Annotated in this window: 13 protein-coding genes, 1 other RNA gene and 1 pseudogene; 8 read left to right on the top strand and 7 right to left on the bottom strand. The window is 37.9% G+C overall.

Annotated elements, in window-relative coordinates; translation table 11 throughout:
• Positions 1-321: 321 nt before the first annotated feature.
• The 5 genes from PVV66_RS02285 to PVV66_RS02305 all read right to left on the bottom strand — a co-directional run bounded on the left by PVV66_RS02285 (position 322) and on the right by PVV66_RS02305 (position 5503).
• The gene (locus PVV66_RS02285; RefSeq protein WP_273717803.1) at positions 322-1848 is read right to left on the bottom strand and encodes a Do family serine endopeptidase; all 1527 of its coding nucleotides are present in this window, start codon (positions 1846-1848) and stop codon (positions 322-324) included.
• 150 nt (positions 1849-1998) lie between these two features.
• Positions 1999-2934 (bottom strand): protease modulator HflC, encoded by a 936-nt coding sequence (hflC, locus tag PVV66_RS02290; RefSeq protein ID WP_273717805.1) that lies wholly within the window; start codon positions 2932-2934, stop codon positions 1999-2001.
• 2 nt (positions 2935-2936) lie between these two features.
• Positions 2937-4082: an FtsH protease activity modulator HflK gene (hflK, locus tag PVV66_RS02295; RefSeq protein WP_273717807.1), complete on the bottom strand. Its 1146-nt coding sequence runs from the start codon at positions 4080-4082 to the stop codon at positions 2937-2939.
• 120 nt (positions 4083-4202) lie between these two features.
• A complete protein-coding gene (locus tag PVV66_RS02300; protein ID WP_273717808.1) occupies positions 4203-4712 on the bottom strand; it encodes a dihydrofolate reductase in 510 nt (169 codons plus the stop codon).
• On the bottom strand, positions 4709-5503 hold the full coding sequence (locus PVV66_RS02305; protein ID WP_273717810.1) for a thymidylate synthase: 795 nt from the start codon (positions 5501-5503) through the stop codon (positions 4709-4711). The genes PVV66_RS02300 and PVV66_RS02305 overlap by 4 nt, the downstream gene beginning before the upstream one ends.
• Before the next feature lie 220 nt (positions 5504-5723).
• Between PVV66_RS02305 and PVV66_RS02310 the strand changes: the two genes are divergently transcribed.
• The 3 genes from PVV66_RS02310 (at position 5724) to PVV66_RS02320 (ending at position 11804) form a co-directional block, all read left to right on the top strand.
• Positions 5724-7031: an MFS family transporter gene (locus PVV66_RS02310; protein WP_273717924.1), complete on the top strand. Its 1308-nt coding sequence runs from the start codon at positions 5724-5726 to the stop codon at positions 7029-7031.
• Between the two features lie 1495 nt (positions 7032-8526).
• The gene (locus PVV66_RS02315) at positions 8527-9834 is read left to right on the top strand and encodes an MFS family transporter (RefSeq protein WP_273717812.1); all 1308 of its coding nucleotides are present in this window, start codon (positions 8527-8529) and stop codon (positions 9832-9834) included.
• A gap of 662 nt (positions 9835-10496) precedes the next feature.
• On the top strand, positions 10497-11804 hold the full coding sequence (locus tag PVV66_RS02320) for an MFS transporter (protein WP_273717814.1): 1308 nt from the start codon (positions 10497-10499) through the stop codon (positions 11802-11804).
• Positions 11805-11871: 67 nt separating this feature from the next.
• On the opposite strand, the gene PVV66_RS02325 is transcribed toward PVV66_RS02320, so the two are convergent.
• On the bottom strand, positions 11872-12177 hold the full coding sequence (locus PVV66_RS02325) for a DUF2853 family protein (protein WP_273717815.1): 306 nt from the start codon (positions 12175-12177) through the stop codon (positions 11872-11874).
• 96 nt (positions 12178-12273) lie between these two features.
• Here PVV66_RS02325 and ssrA point away from each other — a divergent pair.
• From ssrA to PVV66_RS02350, 5 genes are all read left to right on the top strand, one after another.
• Positions 12274-12630, top strand: a transfer-messenger RNA (tmRNA) gene (gene ssrA / locus PVV66_RS02330).
• A gap of 170 nt (positions 12631-12800) precedes the next feature.
• Complete coding sequence (locus PVV66_RS02335) at positions 12801-13346, top strand: SspB family protein (RefSeq protein WP_273717816.1); 546 nt, start codon at positions 12801-12803, stop codon at positions 13344-13346.
• Positions 13347-13354: 8 nt separating this feature from the next.
• Positions 13355-13537: a DUF4169 family protein gene (locus PVV66_RS02340; RefSeq protein ID WP_273717817.1), complete on the top strand. Its 183-nt coding sequence runs from the start codon at positions 13355-13357 to the stop codon at positions 13535-13537.
• Between the two features lie 12 nt (positions 13538-13549).
• Positions 13550-13801, top strand: a complete 252-nt coding sequence (locus tag PVV66_RS02345; protein ID WP_273717818.1) for a ribbon-helix-helix domain-containing protein — start codon at positions 13550-13552, stop codon at positions 13799-13801.
• Between the two features lie 111 nt (positions 13802-13912).
• Positions 13913-16249: an ATP-dependent helicase gene (locus PVV66_RS02350; protein WP_273717819.1), complete on the top strand. Its 2337-nt coding sequence runs from the start codon at positions 13913-13915 to the stop codon at positions 16247-16249.
• Between the two features lie 42 nt (positions 16250-16291).
• On the opposite strand, the pseudogene PVV66_RS02355 reads toward PVV66_RS02350, so the two are convergent.
• Positions 16292-16932 (bottom strand): annotated as a pseudogene (locus tag PVV66_RS02355) (DapH/DapD/GlmU-related protein).
• Positions 16933-16965: the final 33 nt, after the last annotated feature.

Genomic DNA, 16965 nt, shown 5'->3' on the forward strand with positions numbered 1-16965 from the left:
TCATATCAATACCATTCAGCTGCGCAATCTAAAGATATAAAAATCACCATAAGAAAGACGGCGAATATCTCACCTATAACATTTTAAAGAAAAAGCTTTTGCAATATTGAAAACCGGCAAATACTATTGCCAACTTGCACTTTTATTCAGCGCAAAAATAAAACCGTCCAATGGATTTTATGTTATATAATCCACACTCTTCATCCTGAAATTGGCTCTTAAAAATGGTAGATGCCTCATGAGTAAGTTACCTAAATATCCATATACTAAGGCTAATAAAAAACAAAAAAACGAATTCTTCAAACATCAACCCATGAGGCATCAATCCATTGGGATCGTTACAAACCGTAACTCTCCATCTGGATGTGCTACGATGAATAGAGCATTTTTGCGTCCAGCTTCACGTAATTTATGAAGACGTTTTTTAGCTTCATCAATTGTTGTGACTGCACTCTGATTAATATCAACAATCACTTCACCAACGCGAATACGTTTTTTATCCGCAGCACTATTTTGTGCAACAGATATCACCACGAGTCCTCGAAGTTTATCTGAAATCGAATAACGATGACGCAAATCCTCTGTCAGCTCAGATAACGTCATTCCCATCAATTGCATTGTCACACCTTTCGGCAGATCATTATTTTTTTTATCATCAACTTCTTCTTCTGTATCTTCATTGGCATCGGTTTCAATCAAACGCCCAAGCTTAACTCTTACTGTTTTCTCTTGCCCATTCCGTAAAATAATAACATCCACAACTCTTCCTTCTGAACTCTCCGCGACTAAACGCGGCAAATCACGTGCATGCTTAATTTTGGAATTCCCAAAAGAAAGAATAACATCTCCAGTTTGCAACTGGCTATTATCGACATTATTTTCTTCCGTCTGTTCTATTTTACCAGCCACCAACGCTCCTACAGCACTGTCTAGTTTTAAACTTTTTGCAATATCCTCTGTCACGGGCTGAATACGAATAGCCAACCAACCACGTCTTATTTCTCCAAAATCGCGCAATTGATTAATAACAGAAAGTGCCATATCCGACGGAATAGCAAACCCAATACCAATAGATCCGCCCGAAGGTGAAACAATTGCTGTATTAATGCCAATGACTTCACCATTTCTATCAAATAACGGGCCACCAGAATTGCCTCGATTAATCGCTGCATCTGTTTGAATAAAATTATCATAGGGACCAGCATTAAGATCACGGTTACGTGCTGAAATAATACCAACCGTCACACTCCCACCAAAGCCATAAGGGTTACCAATAGCCATAACCCAATCACCAATACGTGCTTTTTCTGAGTCACCAAAACGCACAGCTTTTAATTTTTTACGTCCCACATCTACTTGAAGCAACGCTAAATCCGTTTTGCTATCCTTGCCAAGGAGCTTTGCCTTGAGTTTTGTACCATCCGTAAAATTCACTTCAATATCATCAGCATCAACGATAACATGATAATTTGTAACAATAATCCCTTTTTGCGCATCAATTACAAAACCAGACCCTAAAGAACGCACCTTTTGAAATTGACTATTTTTTTCCCCCTCTTTGGGGGTAAAAAAATCATTAAAATATTCCTCCAGCAATGAATCTTTGGGAATAACGGGTACTGAAGTATTTTCATCCTGTTCCGTTCCTTCAACAGTCTGTGCCGTAGAAATATTCACAACCGTCTCCAAAAGTTCAGAAGCTAAATCAGGAACAGAAAGCAATGTCTTGTCTGTCTCACCACCCCAAGACAAACTCATGGATCCTGATAAAAACAAAATCACACAAAAAACAACTCTTGTGATAAAAGACTTCAAAAACCTACTTTTACTCACGACACTTCTACCCATGACATGCCTTTAAATCAAAGCTGCAAAGATCCTTACTCAATTTATTATGCAAAATCAGTATGGCTTAGCATTCACTTACATTCATCATAAAACAAGCAGCGATAGAGGATACTTCTCATACGAAACAGTATCCTCTATACATTATTTCACCTATTCTCCACCGGTCTTTGAATCAGTTTTACTCAAACTAGGACTCATTGTTGATGAAAGTTTTTTCTTTGCTTGCAGGGAATTCCGAAAATAAAAAAAGAAATCCTCATTTGGTGAAATCACCATCGGTATTCTCTCTAAATTCTTATACTGTTCCATCGCTAACCAAAAATCGTAAAAAGAAGGATTAGCTTCCCGGGCATTTAATAAAATGCGAATACTTTCAGCCTGTCCTTCACCGCGCGTAATTTCAGCATCACGCTTTGCAGCCGCCACAATTTCTTCATATTCACGATTTGCCTCTGCGACAATACGATCTCGCTCTTGTTGACCACGAGCCCGAATATTTTCCGCAACTGCTTCCCGTTCAGCAGCCATTTGCCGATAAACATCTTCTGAAACAGCATCCGTTAAATCGGTTTTTCGAATACGCACATCAACAATCCTAATACCCAACGAACCTGCATCTATAGAAAATTGCTTTTGAACCTCAGCCATCATCGCGCCTCGTTCATCCGATAAGGCTGCTTTAAACTCTCGCTTACCATAAACAGCCCGCAAAGCGTCAATAAAGCGTGGTGCAAGATTTTCACGTGCTGCAATTTGCGGGCGCCCTGAAGCAATACGCTGTAAAAATAATTTAGGATCCGTAATACGATAAATAAAGAACGCATCCACTTCATAATAAGCCCCCCCACGAACTTGCACAGATTGCGTAGGAACATCATAACGCAACAACCGATTATCCACCACAATCATCTTATCCACAAAAGGCATTTTCCAATAAATTCCAGGATTAGATTCTACCTTAACGATTTGTCCAAAACGCTTAATGGCGACTTGTTGACGAGGATAAACAATAAAAAATGACATCCCCAAAACAATCAAAAGAATTATTATGCTACTAAAAACAAACAAAAAACGTGACTGCTGCATTATTAACATCCTCCAGAAATCTGATAATCCAAGAGCGATGTAGAAGTAGAATGTGCTGATTTTATTTTTGCTTTTTCTGGTAAATTATCACGCAGCAATTCATTCAAAGGAAGATAAGGCACCGCAGGAGAATTCATTTGATCGAGAACCAATTTATTTGGTGAAGAAAAAATACGCCCCATCGTCTCCATATAAAGACGATAACGCGCAGCCTCTGGTGAAATTGCAGCCTCACGGGCTATGGACTGAAAACGTTCAGCACGCCCTGTTGCCTCTTCAACCATTTGGGCTTTTTCACCTTTTGCGATTTCCCGTGTCCGTGAAGCTTCACCATTTGCTAAACCAATCTTCGTAAAACGCACACGATTTCCTTCTTCAATCATTCGTCCCCGTTCTTGCTCTGCCTGCTGAACAGAATTAAACGCTGCAGCAACTTTGGTAGGAGGAGCTGCTTCACTGATCGATACACGGCTTATTTCAACCCCGAGTTGATATTTATCTACAGTCAACTGGGTAATCTTTCTCACATCGTCAGCAACTTCTTCTTTTTTATCGCGTAAAACATCATCAACTGGTCTTGAACCAATGACTTCTCGCATTGCACTTTCAGCAACCTGACGAACAGTTCCTTCTTGATCATTCACATTGAATAAAAATTGTCCTGGATTTGAAATGCGATAGTAAACAGAAAAATTGACATTCACAATATTTTGATCACTCGACAGCATCAAACCTTCACTTTGTTGTCTCTGTCCAGGCTGTCCACCAATTGCAATTGTTTTTTCTGTTAAAGGCACTTTCATATAAGTCTCAATTGGCCAAAAATGAAAATGCAAACCATCACCGATAATTCCTGCCTTAGGCACACCGAAACGCAATTCTACTGCTTGCTCATTTTGTTGAACAATATAAAGTGACTGGTAAAGGAAAAAACACACAGCAAGCAGAAGGAACAAAACAAAAACTCCCCCTCGACTAAATTGTTTAAACTGATCCTGTCCTTTACGCAAAATATCATCAAGATTGGGACCATTTCCATTATTGCCACCAGAACCAAAAAGATTCTTAGCCGATGTTTTTTTGTCACCACTGCTCTTGTTTTTATCGCCACTCCACGGGCCACCACCATTTTGATTTGTCCAGGGCATTGTCACCTCTTTAACTGACTATTATTCATTCAAATACAAACCCTTCACTTAAAGCTTATAGGGTTCCTCTCATCTCAATTACGCAACTGATAAACCCTTTCCACTTCATATTACAAAAAATTATTCCCGCTCATAAACAACAAAACGTGTCGGATGACTATCTTTATCCCCTTTTGGAATATCTTGTGTTTGCACAATAGTCCACTTTTCTTTATCAAAAACAGGAAAAAAACGATCACCTTCTATAGAAGCTAAAACTTCTGTAAGGAATATTTTATCAGCAAGACTAAATCCTTGTTGAAAAATTTCACCCCCACCAATAATAAAAATTTCCTCTACATTATTTTGAGAAGCAATACTTGTTGCAAGAGAACAAGCCTGTGATAAAGAGTGCGCAACAACAGCCTCTTCAGCGCTGAAGGTACAATCGCGCGTAATGACGATATTTGTGCGCCCTGGCAAAGGTTTTCCGATAGAATCCCAAGTTTTTCGCCCCATTATAATGGGCTTACCCAACGTCAACGCTTTAAAGCGTTGCAAATCTGTCGATAAATGCCAAGGCATTGCACCTTCACGACCGATAACACCATTTTCTGCAACAGCAGCAATTAAACAAATAGAAATCGTCATATTGCTACCGGCGCTTTAATATGGGGGTGTGCTTCATAATTAAGCAATTCAAAATCCTCAAATTTAAAAGAAAAAAGATCTGTTACCACTGGATTTATGCGCATACATGGCAAAGAATTCGGTATACGAGACAATTGATATTTTGCCTGTTCAAAATGATTAGCATAAAGATGAGCGTCCCCCAGCGTATGAATAAAATCACCAACTTTAAGGCCACTGACTTGCGCGATCATCATCGTTAATAATGCATAGGACGCAATATTAAACGGAACTCCTAAAAAAATATCTGCCGAGCGCTGGTAAAGCTGACAGGATAATTTACCCTCAGCAATGTAAAATTGAAAAAGACAATGGCACGGAGGCAAAGCCATTTCTTCTATTAATGCAGGGTTCCAAGCTGATACAATCAAGCGACGAGAATCTGGCTTTTCCTTAATCATCGTTAAAAGATTGTCAATTTGATCAATATGGCGTCCATCCGGCGCTGGCCAAGAACGCCACTGATACCCATACACCGGACCAAGATTTCCTTGTTTATCAGCCCATTCGTCCCAAATAGATACACCATGCTCTTTCAACCATGCAATATTTGTATCGCCTTTAAGAAACCACAAAAGCTCATAAATAATTGAACGTAAGTGTAATTTCTTTGTTGTTAACAACGGAAACCCCGCTTGTAAATCAAAGCGCATCTGATACCCAAAAATAGATCGTGTTCCAACACCCGTTCGATCTGTCCGATCAATACCCTGATTTAAAACATGAGATAAAAGAGCAAGATATGATTTCATAGGACTATTATGTCCGATTCTTTTCATTATAGAAAATAAAAACTGTAAAATCCGTACAAACTTAATTTAAATCTTTTTCCGAAAACATCTTACACAAGAAATTATCATGATCTGACTAAAATTTTGATGTAAAAAATAAAATACTATAGACAGCTTCTAAGAAAATAACATAGAGGGATAATGAATAAAGATGGATGAACGTAAAATGAAGGGATCGACTATGGAAAAACAAGAATCTTTAGCATTACATGACACAAGAAAACGTGTTCTTTCAATCATATCGAGCGCATCAGGTAATCTGGTGGAATGGTATGATTTTTATGTTTATTCTTTTACATCTATTTATTTTGCCTCACAGTTTTTTCCTTCTGATGGTGATGTTGTTACCGAACTTTTAAAATCTTCCATTGTCTTTTTTATCGGCTTTCTTATGCGCCCAATCGGTGGTTGGCTCTTTGGTTTTATTGCCGATCGTTATGGTCGTAAACGCTCTTTACTTATTTCTGTTTTTATGATGTGTGGCGGCTCATTCCTTATTGCCCTCCTTCCTACCTATGAAACAATTGGAACAACAGCAGCCGTTTTACTTGTTTTACTTCGTATGATCCAAGGATTGTCCGTTGGCGGAGAATATGGCACAACAGCAACTTATATGAGCGAAGTTGCTCTTAAAAAACGTCGTGGTTTCTTTAGCTCCTTTCAATATGCCACACTCATTGGCGGTCAGCTTCTTGCAAGTCTGGTTATGTTTATTCTCGCCCTCTATCTCACAGAAGATCAGTTAAAGGCATGGGGCTGGCGTATTCCTTTTGTGATTGGTGGCTGTGGCGCAATTGTAGCAATTTATCTGCGTCGTTCTCTTCATGAAACAACCACAAAAGAAAGCCGTTCTCAAAAACATACGGGCAGTCTTAAAGAGCTTCTACGCAATCACGGAAAAGCGTTCCTTTTAGTTATTGGTTTTACAGCTGGTGGATCGCTCATATTTTATACCAGCACAACCTATATGCAAAAATATCTGATCACAACGAGCGAATTTGATAAACACACTGCGAATACAATAATGACGGCTGCACTGTTCGTTTTTATGTTACTCCAACCCCTTTTTGGTTCTCTAGCGGACAAAATTGGTACAAAAACTTCACTGCTTATTTGGAGTACTCTTTCCATCATTTTTATCGTTCCAGGGCTTAGATTCATAGGGAGCACCCATGACACGTGGATTGCACTTTTAATCGTTATAGGAATGCTGTGTATTTTGAGTTTTTATACATCCGTCTCTGGTATCGTAAAAGCAGAGATGTTTCCTGCTTCAGTACGCGCTATGGGCGTTGGACTCTCTTATGCTATTGCTAATGCGATCTTCGGTGGTTCTGCTGAAGCTGTAGCACTAGAATTTAAAAAGCATGGATATGAATCATACTTCCATTTTTATATAGTCGGCATGATGATCATTGCCTTCATCGCAATTTTCTTAATGCCAGATGCTCGCAAAAAGGGATATTTACAAGGAGACGATATTCATTAACTTTTGATATTAACAAAAAAGCCCAGGATTCTGGGCTTTTTTATATTTGTGCTACGGAAATTTAAAGCTTACACTTTTTTATTTTTATCCCTTCAAACACTCTAAAGAAGAAATTTTCTCTCCTCCCGCATAGGTAGCTTATAAAAACAAACGGCTCCGCATTGTTATCAAACGGCTCTGCATTGTTATCAAAGAGATGCTTCTTTAGCTGAATTTAGTTCACTGAAGATAAGAAACGTTTGATTTATTTTAATACTTCTATTCCTCATCAAAACCGAAGCCAAACGATCATCTTTCAAGAAATTTTATCAATAATAAATGATACATTGTCTCATGCTATTGTTTAATACGCTCTTTAATGGACCCCATATGCGAAACAAAGCCCCATGAAAAATAGAAAATACCATTATGTTATGAATTCCGGCACTTTTTTAAGAAACATTTCTCAAATATACCCAAGTCCATTTCACAATGGCGTCTGGGAATAGCATAAAGGGAAAGCCCCCGCAAAGTGTAAATATTGAACAAGATATTGATTTATAATGATATATCTAGTGTCATTCAACTTGAATTAAAACCCCGCACAGCGTAGGATTCTCTCATTTCAAGTTTGTTTTATGTTGAATCAATCAAAACCACTTGCTTGCACATTACAAGTGGGGGAAAAGCCATGCGGATAAAGCTGTACAAGAAAGAACTAAAAATACCTCTTATGAACCGTCTTAAGTTTTAAGAGCTGCGTAACATTTAACATTATACACCACCATCTTTACACTTAATAAAAGTGAAAGCCACCATCATTTATACTATTTGTTAGCTCTATACTATTCTCTAGCCCTTAATATTGCGTTCTCCCTTGATACTTAAGATAGTTCATAAAAAGATTTTACGCACACACCAACCTCGCATGTAATCGCCAATAACGCCATTTTACGACACAACATCAAGCCTATAAACTAAGAGTATCATATCCTCACAAACACTCTCATATGCAAATAATTCACGATGAAACAAAAAACAATATTTCCCTAAAAGATCGCCAAAAGCGCATGATTTAATCAATACACCATAAGCCCAAAACAACATTGATCGCTCTAGAAAAATCTTACAGTGAAACCACTGAACGCTAAGTGGGTAAGCTCATTCTTTTACTATCTCAAATTTTTAGCCTCTACAAAAGGATATAATCATGAAATAAAAGACTATTTATTGATTACCAACAGTAAAAATTAATTCATACTTCCTACCACAATTCAAATTTACTTTCTTTATTTATTGATAACATCAAAGATATATAAACATAATCTATATTAATATAAATATTATTTATTCTATTTAAATTCCAAATAAAATCCCTTAAAAACACTAAAAGTATAACAAACGATCTTAAAGTATTTTTCTCAGAAATTATCATGATACAATGGCGTTTTTATGATATACATCGTCAACAACTTTAACGCGCAGAAAAGTTATCAATCTAAAAGGGGAATACTTCATGAATAACCAAACAACTTTAGATCCATATGATACAAGAAAACGTATTTTTGCTATCATATCCAGTGCATCAGGAAATCTGGTAGAATGGTATGACTTTTATGCTTACTCTTTTGCATCGGTTTATTTTGCATCACAATTTTTTCCTGAAGATGAAGATATTGTTACACAACTGTTAAAAACTGCAGGAATCTTTTTTATTGGCTTTCTTATGCGTCCTATTGGAGCATGGCTCTTTGGCTTCATTGCTGACCGCTATGGACGTAAACGCTCAATGCTTATTTCTGTTTTTATGATGTGTGGAGGTTCTTTTCTCATTGCTATACTTCCCACCTATAAAACCTTAGGAATAACAGCAGCATTTCTTCTCCTTTTAGTCCGTATGTTTCAAGGACTTTCTGTTGGCGGTGAATATGGTACGGCAGCCACTTATATGAGCGAAGTTGCGCCCAAAAATCGTCGTGGGCTTTTTGCTTCTTTCCAATATGCAACAACGATCTCAGGTCAACTTCTCGCGAGTTTTATAATATTTATTTTAGCCATTTACCTTAACGAAGATCAGTTAAAAGCGTGGGGATGGCGTATTCCTTTTGCCATTGGTGGCTTTGGAGCAATTGTTTCAATCTATCTACGCAGCTTGCTTCATGAAACAACAACCATCAAAAGTCGCTCTGAACAACACGCTGGTAGTCTTAAAGAACTTTTCCGCAATCATAAAAAAGCGTTCTTTTTGGTTGTTGGCTTTACAGCTGGCGGATCACTCACATTTTATACATATACCACTTACATGCAAAAATATCTGATCACAACCACTGGTTTTGATAAACAAACCGCAACAACGATAATGACTGCCGCACTCTTTATTTTTGTGTTATTTCAACCCCTTTTAGGTGCCTTCGCCGACAAAGTTGGAGCACGATTTTCACTCATCAGTTGGAGTGTCTTATCCATTATCTGCACCATTCCTGTCCTTAAAATGATTGGAAATACCCATAACGCATGGACAGCACTCTTCATCATTATTGGCATACTCTGTATTATGAGTTTTTATACGTCCATCGCCGGTATCATAAAAGCAGAATTGTTTCCCGCTTCAATCCGAGCAATTGGTGTTGGATTTGCTTTTGCCATCGGGAATGCACTCTTTGGCGGTTCTGCTGAATATGTAGCGCTTGGATTAAAAAATATGGGATACGAATCTGTTTTCTTTTTTTACATCGTTGGAATGATGATCATTGCCCTCATCTCCATTCTCATGATGCCCGATATCGATAAAGGGGGATATCTCGATAAAGACAAACTTCATTAAACTTATTTACTGGATCAAAAAGCCCAAGAAATTGGGCTTTTTTATAATTATTTACCCAAAAACTTAATTTTTTATATTATAAAATCTATTTCATTATCTTACTCTCAATAAGGAAAAGTTATCGAACACTTTCTATGATCTTCAGGTAATCATTTTCATAACATATTGAGTTATAATTGTTGTTTATCGTTTTGTATATCAAATAAAAAACCTAAATACCGCAAGATTTTCTCATTTCTACCCTTTTTCCCACCCTCACAACGATACCTCTTGCAACGCATAAGAAGAATTAGTCTATGGGTAAAAATTATTTTAATAAATTAATAAAATCGCATATTTATGAATTATTTAAATTAAAAATTGAATTTATTTTTATAAATAATTTATAAGTGATAATTTATAATAATAAAGTCGGATTATTAATACAATAAAATTTCATTAACTCTTCTTAAAATAACTTTAATATTTATTTTATACATTGTTAAATATGATTTACAACATTAATAAAACTCTTTATACTATATAATAAATAGATAAAATTTACAAAATATTATTTTAAATATTTTTCATAAAAAATAACCATTATACAATTGAATTTTTCTGGAAATCGTAAAAAATTAAGTCTAGAAAATATGGATATAAATCCAAAAGGGGAACAATTAATGGAAAATGGAACAACTTCAGCATCACAGGATGCAAGAAAACGCGTTTTTGCTATTATAGCAAGCGCATCCGGAAATCTCGTAGAATGGTATGATTTTTACGTTTACTCATTTGCATCGATTTATTTTGCATCACAATTTTTTCCTTCAGATGGTGATACGATTACGCCATTGTTGAAAACTGCCGGTGTCTTTTTTATTGGCTTTCTTATGCGCCCTATTGGAGCTTGGTTTTTAGGATTTGTCGCCGATCGTTATGGACGTAAACGCTCAATGCTTGTATCCATTTTTATGATGTGTGGTGGCTCTTTTTTCATTGCCATACTTCCCACCTATGAAACATTGGGAATAACATCAGCAATCCTTCTCCTTTTAGCTCGGATGATGCAAGGACTTTCAGCGGGGGGAGAATATGGTACAGCAGCCACTTACATGAGTGAAGTTGCCCTCAAAAAGCATCGCGGGCTTTTTGCTTCTTTCCAATCAGCCACCCTTATTACAGGTCAGCTTCTTGCCAGCTTTATTATATTTATTCTAGCCTCTTATCTCTCTGAAGATCAGTTAAAAGCATGGGGATGGCGTATTCCTTTTGTGATTGGTGGATGTGGAGCACTCATTGCGATTTATCTACGTCGTTCGCTCCACGAAACGACCACGAAAGAAAGCCGCTCTCACAAACACTCTGGTAGTCTTAAGGAACTTCTCACCAAACATACAAAAGCCGTTGTCGTAATTGCCTGCTTTGCATCAGGAGGATCACTCACATTTTACACCTTTACGACTTATATGCAGAAATATTTGATCACAACCACCGGCTTTGATAAACATACCGCCACAACGATTATGACGGCTGTACTATTTATCTTCATCCTCTTCCAACCCATAGCGGGTATCATCGCCGATAAAATTGGAACAAAAACTTTACTCATCATTTGGAGTATACTCTCTGCCATCTTTACCTTTCCTGGACTCTGGATAATCGGGAATACCCATAGTATATGGATTGCTGTATGCGTTATTATTGGCTTGCTCTTCATTATGAGCATGTATACATCCATCTCTGGTGTCGTAAAATCAGCCATGTTTCCCTCTTCCATACGTGCATTAGGCGTTAGCATCTCTCATGCCATTGGTAACGCCTTATTTGGGGGTTCTGCTGAATACGTTGCGCTTGGATTAAAAAAGTATGGTCATGAATCACTGTTTTATTTTTATATAACCGTCGTGATGATCATGACTTTCATTGCGCTTCTCTTTGTCCCGAGTATGCGTAAAGGAGGCTACCTCCAAGACGATGAAAAACATTAACGCCCTCTATAAACAAAAAAGCCCAAGAAATTGGGCTTTTTTATCATTATCACAAATTTAATATTGTTTAAATTTTATGAAGTGCATTGAGTTGCTTAGCAACTAAATAATAAAAAGTTATACGACTTTTTCGACGCTCTCCAGCCATCATCTCTGCAACTTTTGAAACCGCCATTTTAGCACTCTGCTCATCAGCTTCTAAAACATCTTGAACCCATTTTTCAACACGTTCTAACTCTTTTGGATCTGATGTCGCAACAAGTGCTGCATCCTGCTTTTTCATCACCAAAGCTAAACGATGCTCAAGTCGTTCAACGGCTGCTGCATCGGGGTTTGAATCATATACTTTAATATCTGCTAGATTATTTGTCATTTTACATCATCTCCTCTCCAAAAATGAGCGGCTATACTTTACAGCCGCCTCATATAGCTTCATAAATAATTAGAGGATTAAAAATATTAACAACCCCCCCTTTTCCTAAGACTGTTCTTCATCTATATTTAGAGAGCTGGCTTTCCAGCTATGGTAATAAATGGACGGTGAAATAAACCTATTGGACCCGGGGGCGGTACCCGGCGCCTCCACCAAAATATAAGCAACAAAAATTATATTTTGGTGGGGGCGAAATAGGATCGACAAGGGTGTAAATATCGCTCTTTTACTCGGCATTGTACCACCGTTATCGGGCTAAATGAGTAGTTGCAAATGACAACTATGCGGAAGCACGTCTCGCTGCTTAAGGTAGTGTGAATGCTTCAAATTGACTCTTAAACCGTCGCAGGTTTAAGCGGGGTTGGAAGGCACCTGGCAACAGAAGCCTTCACTTTTTAAAATGTTATTGATTGATCTTTGAGACATTATCAGACATTATTTTTCGTGTTTTTTCGATTCAAAGAGGTGCCTCGTAGACAAAATACTGCTCATTTTTAAATACATTCTCTTACACAATATCAATACGATCATTCTGCTACGTGAAATAAAAGGAATAAACTTCGATGGTTAAAGATCAAATCCGTTACGATATTCTCGTTCAGGATGCGCTTCGTGGAGTTATCCGTAAAGTTTTATCGGAAGTTGCTAAAGCAGGACTTCCGGGAAATCATCATTTTTTTATAACTTTTTTTACAAATGCCCCAGGCGTTAAAATTTCTCCTCGGCTAAAAAATCGCTATCCTGAGCAAATGACAATCGTCTTGCAACATCAGTTTAGAGATCTCAGTGTTTCAGAAACAGCCTTCGAAGTAACCCTCTCTTTCAGAGAAATTACCGAAAAACTAGTGATTCCTTTTACTTCCATTCAAGTCTTTTATGACCCTGTAGCAGCATTTGAAGCAGCATTTGATCTGCCCTCAAAACTTCCCTCTGGAGAAAGTGAAAATTCAGAAAATACCCCTTCTGCGCCCATGTCCCTATCAAACAAACAAAAAAAAGAAAATACACTCACAAAAGAACAAAATCTCAGTACCAATAAAGAACCTTCAAATAACGATACAAAACAAAGTGCTGATGTTGTCTCTTTAGATTCTTTTCGGAAAAAATAAATTTTCTCATGACTGAACCGATAAATCTTCGCCAATTTCGAAAACAAAAAAAGCGTGCAGAAAAAGCGCTTCATGCTGAGGAGAATCGCTATCGTTTTGGACGAACAAAAACTGAAAAACTTTTCGAGCAACAAAAATCTTTCAAAATGCAAAAATTTCTTGATCAAAATCGTTTACGAAACGACGAATAAAGAGGCGGGGAAATGAACGAACGTAATTCTATCGATTGGTCAAAAGTCACGCCACAAAAGATATCTGTTCGCGTTGATGGACACGCAACAAGTGTCTCTTTAGAACCGCCATTTTTAGATATTCTCAAAGATATAGCCCGCAAAAAAGGACAATCTTTAGCCTTTATTATCACTGATATTGATAGCCAAAGACCTCAACAAGTCAATCTTTCGGCCTCGTTACGCATTTACGCCCTTCAAAGTATTCTGACAAAACGTCTTTAATACTTGCTTTTGTTTTAACATCTCTCGTTCAATGAAGACTATTGTAGCTTTTAAAAGAAAAGTTTTTTAAACCTAGCACTTTAATGAAAAAAAGATTACAAAAAAGGTATAATGAATAATTTTTCCGATCACATACCTTTCTTTGAAGAAGATGCCCCCCCAGACCATGATGAGAAACACTCTGGGATTTCTTCCCATGTTCTAAGAGAAAAAAAATCATATAACACAGACTATTTAGGACAACTCAATCCAGAACAGCAACAAGCTGTTATAAATACTGAGGGACCTCTTTTAGTTCTTGCAGGTGCTGGTACTGGAAAAACACGCGTTTTAACAACCCGTATTTCTCATATTCTGCGCTCTGGGCTTTCCTCTCCTCAACAAATACTCGCTGTCACTTTCACCAACAAAGCAGCCCGTGAAATGAAAATACGTATTGGTGAACTCATTGGTGAAGTTGTTGAAGGGATGCCGTGGCTTGGAACTTTTCATTCCACTGGTGCTAAAATTTTACGCCGCCATGCAGAGCTTGTTGATTTAAAAAGAAACTTTATAATTCTCGATAGCGATGATGTTCTTCGACTTTTAAAACAGCTTATTCAAGCTGAAGGCTTAGACGATAAGCGTTGGCCTGCACGAAATCTTGCCATGATGATTGATTCTTGGAAAAATCAAGGGCTTTCACCAGAACATATCTCAAAAAGTGATGCGCATTCCTTTGGCAACGGTATGGGACGCGAACTTTATCGCAGTTATCAAAATCGATTAAAAGATCTTAATGCTTGTGATTTTGGCGATCTTCTGCTTCATTCTATCTCTATCTTCCAACACAATCCAGATATTCTTCGCGAATATCATTCTCAATTTCGCTATATTCTTGTCGATGAATATCAAGATACAAATACAGCACAATATCTTTGGCTTCGCCTTTTGGCACAACATCCTCAAGGTCAAAATGTTAATCTTTGTTGTGTTGGCGATGATGATCAATCCATTTATGGATGGCGTGGTGCAAAAGTCGAGAACATATTACGATTTGAAAAAGATTTTCCTTCTGCCAAAATTATTCGTCTAGAACGCAATTATCGCTCAACATCCCATATTCTTAAAGCCGCCTCCCATCTGATTGCTCATAATGAAGAAAGACTGGGCAAAGTCCTTTTTTCTGCTCAAATAAAGAGTGAGGAAGAAAAAGTAAAAATTCATTCAGCATGGGATTCGACAGAAGAAGCGCGAGCAATCGGAGAAGAAATCGAGCGCGCCCAACAAAGCGGTCATGCATTAAATCATATGGCTATATTGGTACGTGCATCATTTCAAATGCGTGAATTTGAAGATCGCTTTGTAACGCTTGGCCTTAACTATCGCGTCATTGGTGGTCCTCGTTTTTATGAGCGAATGGAAATACGTGATGCCATGGCTTATTTACGCGTTGTTGTCCACCCTGCTGATGATTTAGCTTTTGAGCGTATTATTAATACACCTAAACGCGGCATAGGCGATGCAACCCTGCGCATTCTTTATGAGAGTGCGCGCGCACGTGCTGTTTCTCTTTTTTCCGCTGCCGCTGATATCATTGAAACAGACGAGTTAAAACCTAAAGCACGCAGTGCTTTACGAAGCCTCATTGAAAACTTCCGCCGCTGGCAAAATATGCTGCAATGCACTCCTCACAGAGAGCTTGCCGAGATCATTCTTGATGATTCTGGTTATACAACCATGTGGTTAGAAGATCGCTCACCAGAAGCGCCCACACGACTAGAGAACCTTAAAGAAATGATCCGTTCCATGGAACAATTTGAAAATCTTCAAAGCTTTTTAGAACATGTTGCACTGGTTATGGAAACGGAAAATAATGAAAACATGGATGCCGTCAACATCATGACACTTCATTCCGCTAAAGGGCTTGAATTTGAAACAGTTTTTCTTCCAGGTTGGGAAGAAGGACTCTTTCCCCATCAGCGCTCATTAGATGAAGGTGGACGTTCAGGGTTAGAAGAAGAACGGCGTCTTGCTTATGTGGGGCTTACAAGAGCAAAAAAATATCTGCATATATGGTTTGTATCCAACCGCAGAGTTCACGGACTTTGGCAACCTGCTCTTCCTTCCCGTTTTCTAGATGAATTACCAGCAGAACATGTAGAAGCCGTAGCCATGGACACATCTTATGGTGGTTATGGAAAATACTCCTTTCAACATCAAGACTCCTTTTATAATGACTATGCAACACCAAGACAAAAACGTGCACAAAAAAACAAAAATATTGAAGGCAAAGTTATCGCTCAATCAGTCTCTGACGCACCATCAAATTTTGCAATCAATGATCGAATTTTTCATATAAAGTTCGGTTATGGTCATATCACTGCAATAGATGATCATAAATTGACAATAATGTTTGAAAAAGCTGGAGAAAAGCGTGTACTGGATAATTTTGTAGACAAAGCTTAACGAAAAAAACCACAATCAGTTTTTTCAAAAGACCACTTTATTTTATTCTGAATGTCCTTTCCATTTGCGAACAAAAGCTTCAATGGGTAAATTTTGCATATCAGGCAATGCGTTGTGAATTTTATCAAGCGGCCAATCCCACCAAGCCATATCTAAAAGATCTTCTATCAGATGAGTGGAAAAACGCATCCGCAAGCGTTTAGCCGGAACTCCAACAACAATCGTATAAGGCATCACATTTTTTGTTATAACAGCATTAGCTCCAATAACTGCCCCATGTCCCACTGTTATCCCAGGCATAATAACCGCTCCGTGCCCAATCCACACATCATGCCCAATGATAACGCGTTTTGCACAACGCCTTTCACGAAAAGAACGATCGAGTGCTCTATAACGAAAATATTCGTTTGGACGATAGGTTATTTTATGCGTTGAAATGCGCTCCATGGGATGCTCCAATGCATTCATCCGTACATGAGATGCAATAGAACAAAAACGCCCAATATCGCTATAAATAGCCTCACTGTTACGTTCTAAATAAGAAAAATCCCCAACGGTTACATCCCGAAAATCACCCGCTCATTAATTTCCACATAGCGCCCTAATTTACAACCATGCAGCCGTGCCGTCGTATGAATACGCGGTTTACTTTCATGGAATCGAAGATCATTCTCAATATTCATATTGCCTTCCATCAATTGTTTCATCAAGAAATA

Source organism: Bartonella sp. AU16XJBT, from assembly GCF_028618665.1.
Taxonomy (GTDB): Bacteria; Pseudomonadota; Alphaproteobacteria; order Rhizobiales; family Rhizobiaceae; genus Bartonella.